The sequence below is a fragment of the Streptomyces sp. SDr-06 genome, from assembly GCF_003324565.1.
In the GTDB taxonomy this organism is placed as follows: domain Bacteria; phylum Actinomycetota; class Actinomycetes; order Streptomycetales; family Streptomycetaceae; genus Streptomyces.
In genome coordinates this window covers 71,951-87,374 of record NZ_QOLA01000023.1, presented here as the reverse complement: position 1 = coordinate 87,374, position 15,424 = coordinate 71,951, and the positions used below count along the sequence as shown (strand labels likewise).

General features: G+C 74.1%; 11 protein-coding genes. 5 read left to right on the top strand and 6 right to left on the bottom strand.

The genetic code is table 11. The features are described from left to right. Window positions 1-53: 53 nt before the first annotated feature. Both DT019_RS32415 and DT019_RS32410 read right to left on the bottom strand, forming a co-directional pair. A complete protein-coding gene (locus tag DT019_RS32415; RefSeq protein WP_114040544.1) occupies window positions 54-2,543 on the bottom strand; it encodes a tetratricopeptide repeat protein in 2,490 nt (829 codons plus the stop codon). A gap of 30 nt (window positions 2,544-2,573) precedes the next feature. Next, complete coding sequence (locus DT019_RS32410) at window positions 2,574-3,185, bottom strand: TetR/AcrR family transcriptional regulator (protein ID WP_114040543.1); 612 nt, start codon at window positions 3,183-3,185, stop codon at window positions 2,574-2,576. A 108-nt stretch (window positions 3,186-3,293) separates the two neighbouring features. On the opposite strand from DT019_RS32410, the gene DT019_RS32405 reads away from it, so the two are divergent. After that, on the top strand, window positions 3,294-3,791 hold the full coding sequence (locus DT019_RS32405; RefSeq protein WP_114040542.1) for a cupin domain-containing protein: 498 nt from the start codon (window positions 3,294-3,296) through the stop codon (window positions 3,789-3,791). On the opposite strand, the gene DT019_RS32400 is transcribed toward DT019_RS32405, so the two are convergent. Further along, a complete protein-coding gene (locus DT019_RS32400) occupies window positions 3,788-6,412 on the bottom strand; it encodes a bifunctional FO biosynthesis protein CofGH (protein WP_114040541.1) in 2,625 nt (874 codons plus the stop codon). The two genes, DT019_RS32405 and DT019_RS32400, sit on opposite strands and share 4 nt — an antisense overlap. 186 nt (window positions 6,413-6,598) lie before the next feature. On the opposite strand from DT019_RS32400, the gene DT019_RS32395 reads away from it, so the two are divergent. Continuing rightward, a complete protein-coding gene (locus tag DT019_RS32395; protein ID WP_114040540.1) occupies window positions 6,599-8,290 on the top strand; it encodes a CocE/NonD family hydrolase in 1,692 nt (563 codons plus the stop codon). Window positions 8,291-8,340: 50 nt separating this feature from the next. Here the strand turns inward: DT019_RS32395 and DT019_RS32390 are convergent, their stop codons facing one another. Beyond that, window positions 8,341-9,171, bottom strand: a complete 831-nt coding sequence (locus tag DT019_RS32390) for an LLM class F420-dependent oxidoreductase (RefSeq protein ID WP_114040571.1) — start codon at window positions 9,169-9,171, stop codon at window positions 8,341-8,343. A gap of 244 nt (window positions 9,172-9,415) precedes the next feature. Between DT019_RS32390 and DT019_RS32385 the strand changes: the two genes are divergently transcribed. The 3 genes from DT019_RS32385 to DT019_RS32375 all read left to right on the top strand — a co-directional run bounded on the left by DT019_RS32385 (window position 9,416) and on the right by DT019_RS32375 (window position 12,106). After that, entirely contained in the window at window positions 9,416-10,936 is a 1,521-nt protein-coding gene (locus DT019_RS32385; protein WP_114040539.1) for a CehA/McbA family metallohydrolase, read from the top strand. Between the two features lie 22 nt (window positions 10,937-10,958). Then, window positions 10,959-11,705, top strand: a complete 747-nt coding sequence (locus tag DT019_RS32380) for an IclR family transcriptional regulator (RefSeq protein WP_114040538.1) — start codon at window positions 10,959-10,961, stop codon at window positions 11,703-11,705. A gap of 77 nt (window positions 11,706-11,782) precedes the next feature. Further along, entirely contained in the window at window positions 11,783-12,106 is a 324-nt protein-coding gene (locus DT019_RS32375) for a putative quinol monooxygenase (RefSeq protein ID WP_114040537.1), read from the top strand. A 3-nt stretch (window positions 12,107-12,109) separates the two neighbouring features. Here the strand turns inward: DT019_RS32375 and DT019_RS32370 are convergent, their stop codons facing one another. Both DT019_RS32370 and DT019_RS32365 read right to left on the bottom strand, forming a co-directional pair. After that, window positions 12,110-13,585 carry an aldehyde dehydrogenase family protein gene (locus DT019_RS32370; RefSeq protein WP_411292757.1) on the bottom strand — a complete coding sequence of 492 codons (1,476 nt, stop codon included), beginning with the start codon at window positions 13,583-13,585 and terminating at the stop codon, window positions 12,110-12,112. Continuing rightward, the gene (locus DT019_RS32365) at window positions 13,582-15,321 is read right to left on the bottom strand and encodes an N-acyl-D-amino-acid deacylase family protein (protein ID WP_114040536.1); all 1,740 of its coding nucleotides are present in this window, start codon (window positions 15,319-15,321) and stop codon (window positions 13,582-13,584) included. Before DT019_RS32365 ends, DT019_RS32370 begins: the two co-directional genes overlap by 4 nt. Window positions 15,322-15,424: the final 103 nt, after the last annotated feature.

The window sequence follows — 15,424 nt, the reverse complement described above, 5'->3', positions numbered from 1 at the left end:
GAACGGATGCGCCCGTTTAAGAGGGCAAATTGACCGACCCTGCGCGCCGTGGCTCAGGCTCTGGGGGCGGGCCCCGGCCCCGGCGGGCTGCCCGGGTAGGCGGGGTCGCCCTTGTCGGCGGGCAGCGGGCCGGGCGGGATGCCCTGGGCCGCGCCCGCCTGCTCGGCCCGCGCGAGGTCCGCGAGCGCGGCCTGTTCCCGCCCCTCGGCCCGGTGCAGCCGGGCACGCTGCCTGTACGCCCACACATAGCCCGGCACCAGCGCCACCGCCCGGTCCAGGTCGGCCAGCGCCTCGGCGCCGCGCCCCAGCTCGGCGAGCGCCACCGCCCGGCTGCCCAGCGCCCACGCGTACCCCGGGTCGAGCGCGAGGGCCCGCCCGTACGCGGCGACGGCCTCCTCGTAGCGCCCCGCGAACCGGAACACGTCGCCGCGCTCGCCGAGCACCCACGCCCACGACGGCGAGAGCCGCTCGGCCCGGTCGAGGTCGCCGAGCGCGCCCTCGGTGTCACCGAGGAGCCCGCGCACATGGGCCCGCCGCACCAGCGCCCAGCCGTAGTCGGGGTCGATGAGCAGGGCCCGGTCGAAGTCCTCCAACGCCTCGGCGGGACGGCCCAGTTGGGCCAGGGCCTGGCCCCGGCTGCCCAGGATCAGCGCGTCGCCCGGGTCGAGCGCGAGGGCCCGGCCCAGTTCGGTGACGGCTTCCGCATAGCGGCCCGCGCGCCGGTGGGTCTCGCCGCGCTCGCGGGGCGCGCGGGGGCGGCCCGGCTCCAGCTCCTCCAGCCGGTCGAGGTCGGCGAGGGCGGCCGCGTGGTCGCCGACGGCCCGGTGGGCCACGGCCTGTCCGTGGAGGGCGTCCGCGGCGGCGGGGTCCAGGGTGAGCGCGCGCCGGTAGTCGGCGAGCGCCTCCTCGTACGCCTCGCTCCTGAAGTGGCCCCAGGCGCGGGCGGTGTGCACGGCGACCCGGTCCTCGTCGGTGAGTTCGGGGCGCGCGAGCATCATGCCGAGGACGTCCACGCCGTGGCGGTCCTCGGCGGCGAGGGCGGCGAGGCAGGCGGAGCCCCACTTGCGCAGGGGCTCGCGGTTGGCGTCCTCCCCGGCCTCAGCGATCACCCGCGCCCAGCGGCGGGCGGTGACCGTGCCCTGCCGGCAGGCCTCGATGCCGTCGCGCAGCACCTCCCCGAAGGCGCCCGCGGCGTCGGCGCACAGCCGGTGGTAGAGCTCTTCGAGGCGCGGCTCGCGCCAGGCCTCGTCGCGCCAGTGCCCGCCGGTCCCGGCCGCGGCCCGCTCCTGGGCGTACCAGGCGGCGAGCCGTTCGTGCCCGGCCCGCCAGCGCTGCGGCGAGGCGGTGCGCTGGAGGCGCTGCATCGGGGCGCGGACGACGTCGTGGTACTTGATCCGGCCGCCCTGGTCCCGCACGAACGGCAGCGAGCGCAGCCAGTCGAACATCCCGGCCGCGTCCCCGCTGACGGCCGCGCGGAAGGTGTCCTCGTCCAGGCGGCGGGGCAGCGCGCCTTCCAGCGCGGCCGACCGGCGCACCGGGTCGGGCTCCCACTTCAGGAACCGTTCCACCGCCGTGGCGCTCGGGTCGCCGATGTCGCCGGGCGTCGCGGGCCGACTGCCCGCGAGGGTGCTCACGAGCACCGGGAGCCGGCCGGAGAGGCGCAGCACGTCGCGTACGACGTCCTCGTCCACCACCCCCTTTCCGGCCAGGAGTTGGCGCGCCTCGTCCTCGGTGAAGGGTTCCAGCGGGAGATCGGCCACGAAGTCGGCGGCGGCGGGCCAGCGCGTGGGGTCGGGCCTGCCCTGGCCGGACAGCGTGACCACCGCGTTGGCCGGGAGCCCGCCGTAGCGGTCGGTGGTGATCAGGTCGCGCAGCCAGTCGTCCAGGAAGGCCCCGGTGCGTTCGTAGGTGTCGAAGAAGAGGGCCACCCACGGGACCTGGGCGGCGACCCGGCCCAGCTCCTCCACGAACACCGGGGTGAGCACCCGCAGCGGGTCGAGGACGAGCTGCACGTCCTCCTGGCGGCCGAGCCGGGCGCTGAGCGCGGCCCTCAACCGGTCGGCCCCCTCGGCGAGTTGGGCCGGGTCGACGGCGGCGGCGATCGCCCCGACGCCGGGCACCAGGCCCACCCCGGCCAGGCTCGCCCGCGCCGCGGCGACCGCGCCGGCCGAGGGGCCCGAGCCGGTCCCGGCACCGGCCGCCTCGGCCTCGTACCGGCGCTGGCGGTAGGTGGCCAGTATCTTGTCGAGCGCCTTGAGCGGGCAGCCCTGCCGGGCGAACCGCGCGCTGATCGCGCCCAGCGCCTCCGGGACGCTGTCCACGCCCTCGTCGGTGTAGGCGGTCAGCGCCCCGCGCTCCAGGGCCGCCTGCTCCAACTCCCGCACCAGCGAGGTCTTCCCGACCCCGGCGTTGCCGTGCACGCGGAAGACGAAGCGGTGCCGCTCGTCGTCGACGGGGACGTCGAAGTTGCGCCGGTAGACGGCGAGTTCGTCCCGCCGCCCCACGAATCCGGCCCGCTTGCGGCGCCGGATGAGCTCCTGCATCGAAGGCTGCACGCCCCCCACCACTCCCCGTCAGTCGAGACCGAGATACTCCCCCACCTCGACCATATCGGGGAGTGCCAGGGCACCTTGGGGCCGGAGCCCGTGGAGATAGACGGCGACATGGCGTGCGGCGAGCGCCCCGGCCGCCTCGCGCGGCAGGTGCGGCATGGGCCGGCACGCCATCGCCGCCGCCCCGATCAGGTCGAACGCGGTGACGTCGGCCCGCATGACCCCGGCGGCCCGCCCCTCGGCGAGCACCTCCTCCAGCGCGCCGAGGATCGTCCGCTGGAGCCCCCGCACCCGGGGGTCGCGCACCACGGGGCCGCCGATGAGCGGCATCACCAGGCGGTCGCGCTGCTCGACCACGCGCCGGAACAGCTCGTCCAGGACCGCCACCGGGCCGCCCCCGGCCGCGCGGGCCGCCTCGAGCGCGGCGAGGCCGGTCTCGAACCCCTCAAGGGCCACATCGGTGATGAGCGCGTCCCGGTCGGGGAAGCGCCGGTACAGGGTGCCGATGCCGACTTCCGCCCGCCGGGCGATGTCGTCCAGGGCGACCGCCGTCCCCTGTTCGCGGAACAGCTCCCGGGCCGCGGCCAGGATCTTCTCCCGGTTCCGCCGGGCGTCGGCACGCAGTCCTGTCATGCGGACATGCTAGGCGCCGACGGTTAACTGGAGCTTTTCCTCCACATAGGGCGTACGGTGGTGCTGCGAGCGACCGCCCCATCCACCGCCGACAGAGAAGGCACAGCCATGCCCGACGCATCCGACACCCCCGAGGACCGCTTCTTCGTACTCCGGCCCGGCGAGACCCGCCCCACCCGGGTCCCGCTCCCGCCCGGCTTCGGCGTGAAGGTGACCACCACCGACAGTGAGGGCCGCCTCGCCGTACTGGAGAACCGGCTCGACGTCGACATCCCGCCGCACGTCCACGAGCTGATGGACGAGTTCGTGTACGTCCTGGAGGGCGAGATGGAGATCGACTACAAGGGCGCCACGCACCGGCTGACCCCGGGCATGTCCGCCCTGCTCCCCCACGGCGTCCCGCACGCCATGCGCAACGCCTCCCAACCCCCCGTCCGCGCCCTCCAGATCTCGACCCCGGGCGGCTGGGACCGCTTCGTGGAGGCCCTGTTCGAGGCGGGCCCGGCGGTCCGCACCCCGGAGGGAACGATGGACCTGGAGAAGGTCAACGCCCTCGGGGAGCGGTACGGGATGCGGTATACGCGGGGGACTATGGCGCTCGACTAGTCCCCCACCACCGGCAGCAGCTCCGGCAGATGCCCGTCCGAAGCATGGGCCGCGCGTACCCGCTCGTCCGGGACCTCGCCGTACAGCGTGGTGCGGGGGCGGGACGGGCGGCCCGCCGCTTCCGCGATGGCCACCAGGTCCTTGACGGAGCGGTACGAGCCGTAACTGGAGCCCGCCATACGGGAGATGGTCTCCTCCATGAGGGTGCCGCCCAGGTCGTTCGCGCCCGAGCGCAGCATCTCGGCGGCGCCCTCCTGGCCGAGCTTCACCCAGCTGGTCTGGATGTTGGGGATGTGCGGGTGCAGCAGGAGGCGGGCCATCGCCGTCACCGCGCGGTTGTCGCGGGCCGTCGGCCCGGGGCGCGCGATGCCCGCCAGGTACACCGGGGCGTTGGTGTGGATGAACGGGAGCGTCACGAACTCCGTGAAGCCGCCGGTCTCCTGCTGGATGCGGGCCAGCGTGCGGAAGTGGCCGAGCCAGTGCCGGGGCTGGTCGACATGGCCGTACATCATCGTGGAGGAGGAGCGGATGCCCAGCTCGTGGGCGGTCCTGACGACCTCGATCCAGGTGGCCGTCGGCAGCTTGCCCTTGGTGAGGATCCAGCGGACCTCGTCGTCCAGGATCTCCGCCGCCGTGCCCGGGATCGAGTCGAGCCCCGCCGCCTTCGCCTCGCTCAGCCACTCCCGGATCGACATGCCGGTGCGGGTGGCGCCGTTCACGACCTCCATGGGCGAGAAAGCGTGGACGTGCATGCCCGGCACCCGCTCCTTCACCGCGCGCGCGATGTCGAAGTAGGCCGTCCCCGGCAGGTCGGGGTGGATGCCGCCCTGCATGCAGACCTCGACCGCGCCGACGTCCCAGGCCTGTTCGGCCCGGTCGGCCACCTGGGACAGCGACAGCGTGTAGGCGTCCGCGTCGGTGCGGCGCTGGGCGAAGGCGCAGAAGCGGCAGCCGGTGTAGCAGACGTTGGTGAAGTTGATGTTCCGCGTGACGATGTACGTCACGTCGTCGCCCACCACCGACCTGCGGACGTCGTCCGCGACCCGGCACAGCGCGTCCAGCGCCTCGCCGTCCGCGTGCAGCAGGGCGAGCGCCTCCGCGTCGGTCAGCCTGGTCGGGTCGTCGGCGGCCACCGAGAGCGCCTGGCGCACGTCCGCGTCGATGCGCGAGGGCACCATGCCCGGGGCCGCCGCCTCGCGCAGCGCGCCCCAGTCCCCGTACACCGAGTCGAAGTCCTCGCGGCGGTCGCCGGTGCGGCCCTCGGTGTCGATGGTGTGGTGCAGATCGGTACGGCCGGACGCCACGAAGCCCTCGTCCGGCTCCTGCCAGGGCAGGCCGCGCACCTCGGCCGTCTCGTCGGCCAGGCCCGTCTCCGGGTCGGCGAGCGCGCGCACGTGCGGCAGCAGCCGCGGATCCAGCCACGGCTCGCCGCGCTGGACGAACTCCGGGTAGATGCACAGCCGTTCACGCAGCGCGAACCCGGCGGCACCGGAGCGCGCGGCCAGCTCGTCGATCTGCGGCCAGGGGCGCTCGGGGTTGACGTGGTCGATGGTGACCGGCGAGACGCCTCCCCAGTCGTCGATGCCCGCGCCGATCAGCCGCTCGTACTCGCCCGCGACCAGGTTCGGCGGCGCCTGGAGGCAGGCGGCCGGGCCCATGATGTGCCGGGCGACGGCGACCGTCGCCACCAGCTCGTCGAGGTCGGCGTCGGGCATACCGCGCATCGCCGTGTCCGGCTTGGCGCGGAAGTTCTGGATGATCAGCTCCTGGATGCCGTGGTAGGCGCGCGAGACCCGGCGCAGCGCGAACAGCGAGTCGGCGCGCTCCTCGTACGTCTCGCCGATGCCGATGAGCAGACCGCTGGTGAACGGCACCGACGAGCGGCCCGCGTCCTCAAGGACCCGCAGCCGCACGGCCGGTTCCTTGTCCGGGGAGCCGTGGTGCGGGCCGCCGGGCTCGGACCACAGCCGGGTCGCGGTCGTCTCCAGCATCATGCCCACGGAGGGCGCGACCGGCTTGAGCCGCTGGAAGTCGGTCCACGACAGGACGCCCGGGTTGAGGTGCGGGAGCAGGCCCGTCTCCTCCAGGATGCGGATCGCCATGGCGCGCACATACGCGATGGTGTCGTCGTAGCCGTGCGCGTCCAGCCACTCGCGGGCCTCGGGCCAGCGGTCCTCGGGCTTGTCGCCGAGCGTGATCAGGGCTTCCTTGCAGCCGAGTTCGGCCCCCTTGCGGGCGATGTCGAGCACCTCGTCGGGCGACATGAACATCCCGTGCCCGGCCCGGCGCAGCTTGCCGGGGACGGTGACGAAGGTGCAGTAGTGGCACTTGTCCCGGCACAGCCGGGTGAGCGGGATGAAGACGCTCTTGGAGTACGTGATGACGCCCGGCCGGCCCGCGGCGTCCAGGCCCGCGTCGCGGACCCGGGCGGCGGAGCGGGTGAGGTCGTCGAGGTCGGCGCCGCGGGCCTGGAGCAGGACGGCGGCCTCGGCGACGTCGAGCGCGACACCGTCCCTGGCGCGTTTCAGCGCGCGCCGCATCGAGTTGGCGGTCGGTGCGGCGGACTGCTGCGAGGCAGGGTCCGGTCCTTCTGCCTGCGGGGGCTGCGCGCTGGAAGTCATCCTCCGAGGATACGAGCGCGGGGATTCGCACCCGGGCGGCGGGCACCGTCCCCGGCACCCGCCGCACATTTCCGGCCGATCTGCGCGAAAGGGCGGCACCACGCGGCGCGTCCGCGCCGATACTGGGGGTCGCTCCGGGCCCGAGCGGCGACACCCGTGCACGTTCGACGAACGGATGGGACCGACGTGACGACTTCACAGGGAACGCGACCGGACGCCGTGGTGAGCCTCTACCCGGAGCTGGACGAAGAGGCGCTCGACCAGGTCGCGCGGGCGCTGCGCACCGGCGACACCTCGAAGCTCTCCCCCGCACGGGCGGCCGAGGTCGCCGAGACGCGCGAGGTGGCCACCTTCCTGGACGGCGTGAAGGTGCCGGTCGGCGAGGGCGTGGAACTCGACGCCGCGGTGTGGCTGCACCGGGAGGAGGGACCGCACCCGCTGATCGTGATGCCCTCGCCGTGGGCCAAGCAGGGCTGGACGCTCTACACCGTGCAGGCCATGCGCTTCGCCCGCCGCGGCTACCACGTGCTGGCCTACACCGCGCGGGGCTTCGGCGAGTCCGGCGGCGAGGTCGAGGTGGCCGGCGAGGCCGACATCGCCGACGGCAGCAAGGCCCTGGACCACCTCATCTCCCAGGCGGGCGGCCCGGGTTCGATCGGCCGGATCGGCTTCCTCGGCGACTCCTACGGCTCCGGCATCAGCCAGCTCGTCGCCGCCGAGGACCGGCGGGTGCACGCCGTGGTCGCGCTCAGCACCTGGGGCGACCTGGGCGAGGCGTTCTACGAGAACGACACCCGGCACGTCGCCTCCGTCCAGACCCTGCTGGGCGCGGCCGCCACCGCGCGGCTCAGCGAGCGCACCCAGCAGGCCTTCGACGACGTCCTGGCCAACCGGAACATCGAGGAGACGCTGGAGTGGGCCGCCGAGCGCTCGCCGTACCACCGCGCTCAGAAGCTGAATGACCGTCAGGTGCCGGTGCTGTTCGCGCAGGCGTGGCACGAGACGCTGTTCCCGGGCAACCAGACGCTGAAGATGTTCAACGCGCTGAGCGGACCCAAGCGGCTGCTCTGGTCGATCGGGGACCACTCGGGCCCCGAGATGTCCGGCATGATCGGACTGCCCAACCGGATCTGGCAGGACGCGCACCAGTGGTTCGACCGGCACCTGCTCGAAGCGAACGGGGACGAGGCCGCGGCCGCCGCCTTCGACACCGACTCCGGCGCCGAGGACCAGGTCGTCAGCGAGGTCATGTGGGGCCGGGCCCTGGAGTCCCGGCCCAGCTGGCACGCGGCCACCGGCAACCCGGAGCGCTTCTACCTCACCGGGCCCGCCGAGGGCGGCAAGGACGGCGGCCTCCTGGACAAGCCCACGAACGGCTGGCACACCACGTTCACCACGGGCACCGACACCCCGGCCACCGTCGCGGACCGGATCCTGCTCACCGGGTACGCGGAGCTGGCCGGGCTGCCCAAGGCGTACCGGACCGGGAAGATCGACCGGTCCGACGCCGGGGTGTGGACGAGCGCGCCGCTGTCGTCCCGCCACCAGCTGCGCGGCGTGCCGCGGCTGCGGGTGACGGTCGCGCCCAGCGAGGCGGACGCGACGTTCGTGGCGTACCTCTTCGACGTCAACGCGTTCGGCATCGGCCGCATCATCACGCACGCGCCCTACACCTTGCTGGGCAGCGCTCCCCAAGAGCCGGTGACCATCGACATCGCGCTCCAGGTCACCGGGTACGACGTGCGGGCCGGGCACCGCCTGATGCTCGTCCTGGACTCGGTGGACCCGTTCTACGGCCCGGCCGCCGAGACGCCCGGCACGATCACCGTCACCTCGCCCGACGAGGACCCCTCCTACCTGGAGGTCCCGCTCAGCTGACGCACGGCGCGGGGGCGGCCCACCCGACGGGCGCCCCCGCGCCCCGTCGCCTAGAGGAACGCGGCGTACTCGTCGAGGACCTTGAGCACCCCGGCCTCGTCGGCGGGCGGCAGCTGGAGGACGACCTCCTCGATGCCGAGCTCGGCGTAGTGCGCGAGCTTGCCGGGGGCGGGCAGCACGGCGTACGGGACGACCTGGAGCTCCCGAGCGTCGCGCCCGGCCGCCTCCCACGCCGCGCGGAGCACCGGCAGCGACTCGGTCAGGCCGCGCCCGCCGATGGGCAGCCAGCCGTCGGCGTACTCGGCGATGTGCGCGAACAGCCTCGGTCCCGCGGCCCCGCCGATCAGGGTGCGGGGAGCGCCGTCACGGACGGGCTTGGGGAAGGCGTACGAGGCCCGCACCGAGCCGAACTCGCCCTCGTGGGCGGTCGGTTGCGCGGACCACAGGGCGCGCATGAGCGCCATGCGGTCCCGGCCCAGCTCGCGCCGGGTCGTCCACTCGACACCGTGGTCGGCGGCCTCCTCCTTGTTCCAGCCGAAGCCGAGCCCGAGCGTGAAGCGGCCGCCGGACAGGTGGTCGAGGGTGGCGATCTGCTTGGCGAGGTCGATCGGGTCGTGCTGGGCGATCAGCGTGATCCCGGTGCCGAGGTGCAGGTTCTCGGTGACCGCCGCGGCCTGCCCGAGCGCGACGAACGGGTCGAGGGTGCGCCCGTACTCCGGCGGCAGCTCGCCGCCCGCCGGGTAGGGCGTGACCCGCTCGACCGGGATGTGGGTGTGCTCGGGCAGGTAGAGCCCGGAGAACCCGCGCTCCTCCAGCTCGCGGGCCAGGCGTACCGGGGTGATCGTCTGGTCGGTCAGGAAGATGGTGACGGCGATGCGCATCGGCATACCTTCCGGTCGGTCTGCGGTGGGGATCACTTCCTATCCCCAGCACCGCGCGGCCGCAAGAGCCGTCCGGGGCCGGTGTCCCGGGTCCCCCGGAATCGGACACGTCCCCTCAACTCCCGGACTCCCGGCGTTCACACGCGGGTACGACAGTGGGCACACACCCGGCCGGAGCCCGGCGCCCCGCGCCGCCCCTCCCGAACCACCCGTATCCATCCCCCACTTCCTGGGAGCTCCGCTCATGACCGAGAACGGATCCGGATCCATCGGCAGGCGAGGACTCATCGTGACGGGCGCGGCCACCGCCCTTACCTTGGGAACCGTGAGCTTCGCGAACGCGGCCCCCGGCGGCGGCGCCGGCGCCCGCCCCGACGAGACCAGAGTGGTGCGCGGCACCCTGCCGCCCGGCTCCCCCGACTTCGTGTACCTGCCGGTCGAAGTGCCGCACGGAGTGCGGGAGTTGGCGGTCTCGTACGCGTACGAGAAGAAGACCGTGCCCGCGGGCACCCAGAACAACGCGCTCGACATCGGCGTCTTCGACGAGCGGGGCACGGCGCTCGGCGGGGAGGGCTTCCGCGGCTGGTCGGGCGGGGCGCGCACGGAGTTCTTCATCCGCGCCGACGACGCGACCCCGGGCTATCTGCCCGGCCCGGTGCGCGCCGGGACCTGGCACGTGGCGCTGGGCCCGTACACGGTGGCCCCGCAGGGTCTGCCGTACACGGTGACGGTCACCCTGAAGTACGGCGAGCCCGGCACCACCCCGCCACCGGTCTACCCGCCGGCCCGGGCCAAGGGGCGGGGGCGGGCCTGGTACCGGGGCGACTGCCACCTGCACTCCGTGTACTCGGACGGCGGGCGCACCCCGGACCGGATCGCGGCGCTGGCCCGGGCGGCGGGCCTGGACTTCATCAACACCTCGGAGCACAACACGAACGCGGCACACCGGGCGTGGCAGGGCCTGTGGGGCGACGACCTGCTGATCATGACGGGAGAGGAGGTCACGACCCGCAACGGCCACGTGGTCGCCCTCGGCACCGACCCCGGCACGTTCGTCGACTGGCGCTACCGGGCCCGGGACAACCGTTTCGGCCACTTCGCGCGCGAGGTCCGCGCGGCGGGCGGCCTCGTGGTCCCGGCCCACCCGCACGCGACCTGCGTCGGCTGCGGCTGGAAGTTCGGCTTCGGCGAGGCGGACGCGGCGGAGGTGTGGAACGGCCCGTACACCCCGGACGACGAGGTGACCCTCCAGGAGTGGGACAACTCCCTGACGGTGGCGGCCCGTTCGGGCAGGGCCTGGACCCCGGCGATGGGCAACAGCGACGCCCACCGCGACCCGGACCGCGTCGGCGGCCCCCAGACGGTGGTCCTGGCCGACGACCTGACGCGCGAGGCGATCCAGGCGGGCCTGAAGGCGGGCCACTCCTACGTGGCGGAGTCGGCGGCGGTGTCCCTGTCCTTCACCGTCTCCGGAGGCCGCGGCCAGCACGCGGGCATCGGCGAACGTCTGCGGGCGGCCCCGGACGAGCCGGTGACGGCCCGCCTGGAGGCACAGGGCGCCCCCGGCTGCTCGGCCGCCTTCGTGACGGACCAGGGCACCCTGTTCACGACCCAGCTCCCCGCCTCGGGCACCGGCACGGCCACCTGGCAGACGACCCCGGCGTACGCGACGTACATCCGGGCCGAGCTCCGCCACCCCCCGCTCGCCCCGGGCCTGCCCGGGCCGCTGGCGGCGTTCACCAATCCGGTGTTTCTGGGCCGCTGACCCGGCGTCGTACCCTCGCCCCATGGCCAGCAGCACCCCCCAGTCCGTCGAGCGTGCGCTCGCGATGTTCGATGCCGTCGCCGACGCGCCGGGGCCCGTCGGGGCCAAGGAGCTGGCGCGGCGGGTCGGCTGCTCGCTGTCCACCGCCTATCACCTGCTCGGGGCGCTGACCGCGCGCGGCCATCTGACGCGGACCGCTCAGGGGTACGTGCCGGGGCCCCGGGTACCCGCGCTGCACCGGGGGTACCAGCGGCATCTCGGGGTCGGGGCCGGGGTCGGGGAGCTGCTGGTGCGGCTGCGGCGGGCCACCGGGGCGCAGGCGTACTACACGGTGTACCGGGGCGGTCTCATCACCGTCGTCGACAGCACCGCGCCCGTCAGCGACACCGCCGAACCGTTCGTCCCCGGCCCCGAGATCCGCGCGCACGCCACCGCGCACGGCAAGGCGCTGCTCGCCGGGCTGCCCCGGCCGGTGCGGCGGCGCTATCTCGACGAGCACGGCATGGCCCGCTTCACCGACCGTACGATCACGGCCGCCGACCGGTTCGAGGCCGAGCTGGCGCGGGTCCGGGGGCAGGGGTTCGCGGTGTCGGTCGGGGAGGCGGACCCGGCGTACACCTGCCTGGCCGTGGCGCTGCCCGGCCCGCGCGGGGACGGCAGCGTGCACGCCCTGTCGGTGTCCCTGGCCACCGCGGAGTTCCGCGGGCGCCGCGGCGCGATCCGTGGCGCCGTCGCGCGGGCGGCCGCCGAGCTGGTCCCGGAGGGCTGAGCGGCCCGTTTTCCGGCGGGGCCGGAATCCGCCGCGTCCCGCTTGCACCGGCGCGGGCGGCCCCGCACGGTGGAGGCATGATCTTCATCGCCGTCAGGTTCACCGTCCGGCCCGAACACGCCGACAACTGGCTCACCATCGTCGACGACTTCACCCGCGCCACCCGCGCGGAGCCGGGCAACCTGTTCTACGACTGGTCCCGCAGCGTGGACGACCCCACCCGGTACACCCTGCTCGAAGCCTTCGCCGACGCCGCCGCGGGTGCGGCGCACGTCGACTCCGACCACTTCCGCGCGGGCATGGAGTCGATGGCCGGGGCCATCGCCACCACCCCCGAGATCATCAACGTCGAGGTGCCCGGGCAGGGTTGGGGCGAGATGGCCGAGCTGTCCCCGAGGTAGCGGTCACCCGGGCCAGACGATCGACTGGAGCTCGCTGTACGCGTGCAGCGCGTACGAGCCGACGTCCCGGCCCACCCCGCTCTTCTTGAAGCCACCGAACGGCGCCTCCATGTTCCGGCCGATCGTGTTCACTCCGACCCCGCCCGCGCGCAGCCGCCGCGCGACCCGGAAGGCGCGGGCCACGTCCCCGGACCACACGTAGTCGAGCAGGCCGTACTCACTGTCGTTGGCCAGCGCGACGCCCTCCTCCTCGTCGTCGAAGGGGATGACCACGACGACCGGGCCGAAGATCTCCTCGCGGGCCACCCGCATGTCGTTGGTGCAGTCCGCGAGGAGCGTGGGGGCGACATAGAACCCCCGCTCCAGGGGCGGGCGTTCACCCCCGGTGACGACCGTCGCGCCTTCCTTGCGGCCCAGCTCCACGTACGACTCGACCCGGTCCCGGTGGGCGGCCGAGATCACCGGCCCGACCACCGTGTCCCGCGCCGTCGGATCGCCCACCTTCAGGAAGCCCGCGTACGCCTTGAGCCTCTCGACCAGCTGGTCGTGGACCGCGCGCTGGACCAGGACGCGGGTCGGCGCGGTGCAGATCTGGCCGCTGTAGAAGGAGAAGGTCGTGCCGATGCCCTGGACCGCCGAGTCGAGGTCGGCGTCGTCGAAGACGACCGCCGCCCCCTTGCCGCCCAGCTCCATCAGCTGCCGCTTCATGGCCCGCCCGCACACCTCCGCGATGCGCTGCCCCACGGCCGTGCTGCCGGTGAAGCTGACCATGTCGACGTCGGGCGAGTCGACGGCCGCCTCGCCCACCGCGGGCGCGGACCCGGTGACGACGTTCACCACCCCGCGCGGCACCCCGGCCTCCTCCAGCGCCTCGGCCATCCTGAACACCGACAGCGGGTCCTGGGGCGCGGGCTTCACCACGACCGTGTTGCCCATGGCGAGCGCGGGCGCGACCTTGCCCGCCGGGTTGGCCCAGGGGTTGTTGTACGAGGTGATACAGGTGACCACCCCGACCGGCTGGCGCACCGCGAGCGCCCCGAAGACCCCGGCCCGCCCCATCGGCCCCGCCTCGTTCACCTGCGGCACGAGCGCCCGCTCCACCGGCTCCAGGGCGCCCTTGGCGTACCGGCGGAACCGCGCGACGCCGACCCCGACCTGCATGCCGCGGGCGGTGGCGGCGGTGGCGCCGGTCTCGGCGCGGGCGAGTTCGGCGTTGGGCACGAAGTCGCGCTGCATGAGGTCGGCGGCCCGGTCCAGGATCGCGGCCCGCTCCTCGGGGCGCGTACGCGACCAGGAGCCGAACGCCTCGCGCGCGGCGGCGGCCGCCCGGTACACCTGCTCGCGACTGGCCTCCGGCGCGAGCCCGACCTCCTCCTCGGTGGCGGGATCGAGCACGGGAAAGTGGCCGCCGTCGGGCTCGACCCACTCGCCACCGATGAACAACTTCCGCTCACTGCTGGTCAGTTGGGAGCTACTCACCTGGTGCTCACCGTCCTGGTGTCGCGCCCGGAACGGAGCACCGTGCCCGGCACGGCGCCCGTCACCCGGTCGTCGCGGAGCGTCTCGACGCCGTTGACCCGGACCGAGACGATGCCGATCGCCTTGGAGTCGAGCCGGGGGCTGTTCCCGGGCAGGTCGTGGACGAGGGTGGCGGGTCCGGCCTCGATGCGTTCGGGGTCGAAGAGGACGAGGTCGGCGTGGTAGCCCTCCTCTACGCGGCCGCGCTCGCGCAGCCCGAACAGCCGGGCCGGATCGTCGGTGAGCATCCGCACGGCGCGTTCGAGCGGGACGAGCCTGCGGCCGCGCAGACAGTCCCCGAGGAAGCGCGTGGTGTACGGGGCGCCGCACATCCGGTCGAGGTGCGCCCCGGCGTCGGACCCGCCGAGCAGCACGTCCTCGTGCTCCCAGGTCTCGCGCCGCAGCGCCCAGGTGGCGGGGTCGTTGTCGGTCGGCATGGGCCAGAGCACCGTACGCAGCCGGTCGTTGGCGCAGATCTCGACGAGGCAGTGGAACGGGTCGAGCCCGCGCTCGGCGGCGATGTCCCCGACGACCCGCCCGGAGAGCCCCTCGTTCTCGGGGCTGTAGGTGTCGCCGATGACGTACCGCCCGAAGTCGGCGAGGCGCCGGAAGATCCCGGCCTCCTTGCTGTCGGCGCGCCGCAGCATCTCGGCGCGTACGCCGGCGTCGCGCAGCCGGTCGATGCGCTCGGGCACGGGCAGGCCGAGGATCTCGCCCCAGCCCGGGATGAGGTTGAGGGCGCAGAAGGTGCCGAGCGACATGTTCATGGGCGTGAGGATCGGCATGGTCAGGGCGACGATCCGGCCCCCGGCCTTGCGGGCGCGTTCACTGGGGACGAGCTGACGGGGTACGCGTTCGGGAACGGCGGCGTCGATCGTGAGGACGTTCCAGTTGAGGGGACGCCCGGCGGCGGCGCTCATCTCGACCAGCAGGTCGATCTCCTCGTCCGCGAACTGGTCGAGGCACCCGGCGACGATCGCTTCGAGCTGGGTCCCCTCGTGTTCGCCCACCGCCCGGCTGAGGGCGAGGAGTTCGGCGGGCAGGGCGTGCCGGGAGGCGACGGGCCTGCCGTCGCCGTCGGAGTGGGTGGAGGACTGGGTGGTGGAGAGCCCCCAGGCCCCGGCGTCCATCGCGTCGTGCAGCAGGGCGAGCATGGCGTCCATCTGCTCGGGACCGGGCTGCCCGCCGACCGCGTCCGGGCCCATGACGTGGCGTCGCAGGGCGCAGTGCCCGACCATGAACCCGGCGTTGACGGCGATGCGCCCGTCGAGCGCCCCGAGGTAGTCCGCGAAACTGGACCACCCCCAACCGACCCCGTCCTCAAGGGCCTTGAGGGACATGCCCTCGACCTTGGACATCATGCGGCGGGTGTAGTCGGCGTCCTCGGGGCGCGCGGGGTTGAGCGGGGCGAGCGTGAACCCGCAGTTGCCGCCGGCGACGGTGGTGACGCCGTGGTTCATGGACGGGGTGGCGTACGGGTCCCAGAAGAGCTGGGCGTCGTAGTGGGTGTGCGGGTCGACGAACCCGGGGGCGAGGACGAGCCCCGTGGCGTCCTCGCTGGTCACGGCCGCCTCGGTGACGGTGCCGGGGGTGGCCACGACGGCGATCCGGCCGTCCCGGATCCCCACGTCGGCGCTCCGCGCGGGCCCGCCGGTCCCGTCCACGAGGGTGGCGCCCTTGATCAGGTGGTCGAGCATGGGTTCCCTTTCCTTGTCGTGGTGCGGGGTCGCTGCCGCGCCGGCCGTACGGGGTGCCCGGGCGCACCCCGGCCCCCGTGCCCGGGGCCCCCGATCCCGCCAG

What these genes read in the sequence shown, in the direction of transcription:
- DT019_RS32405 (WP_114040542.1), top strand. Translation starts at nt 3,294, where the DNA reads ATGCCCGACGCATCCGACACCCCCGAGGACCGCTTCTTCGTACTCCGG.
- DT019_RS32365 (WP_114040536.1), bottom strand. Translation starts at nt 15,321, where the DNA reads ATGCTCGACCACCTGATCAAGGGCGCCACCCTCGTGGACGGGACCGGC.
- DT019_RS32380 (WP_114040538.1), top strand. Translation starts at nt 10,959, where the DNA reads ATGGCCAGCAGCACCCCCCAGTCCGTCGAGCGTGCGCTCGCGATGTTC.
- DT019_RS32390 (WP_114040571.1), bottom strand. Translation starts at nt 9,171, where the DNA reads ATGCGCATCGCCGTCACCATCTTCCTGACCGACCAGACGATCACCCCG.
- DT019_RS32375 (WP_114040537.1), top strand. Translation starts at nt 11,783, where the DNA reads ATGATCTTCATCGCCGTCAGGTTCACCGTCCGGCCCGAACACGCCGAC.
- DT019_RS32400 (WP_114040541.1), bottom strand. Translation starts at nt 6,412, where the DNA reads ATGACTTCCAGCGCGCAGCCCCCGCAGGCAGAAGGACCGGACCCTGCC.
- DT019_RS32410 (WP_114040543.1), bottom strand. Translation starts at nt 3,185, where the DNA reads ATGACAGGACTGCGTGCCGACGCCCGGCGGAACCGGGAGAAGATCCTG.
- DT019_RS32385 (WP_114040539.1), top strand. Translation starts at nt 9,416, where the DNA reads ATGACCGAGAACGGATCCGGATCCATCGGCAGGCGAGGACTCATCGTG.
- DT019_RS32415 (WP_114040544.1), bottom strand. Translation starts at nt 2,543, where the DNA reads ATGCAGGAGCTCATCCGGCGCCGCAAGCGGGCCGGATTCGTGGGGCGG.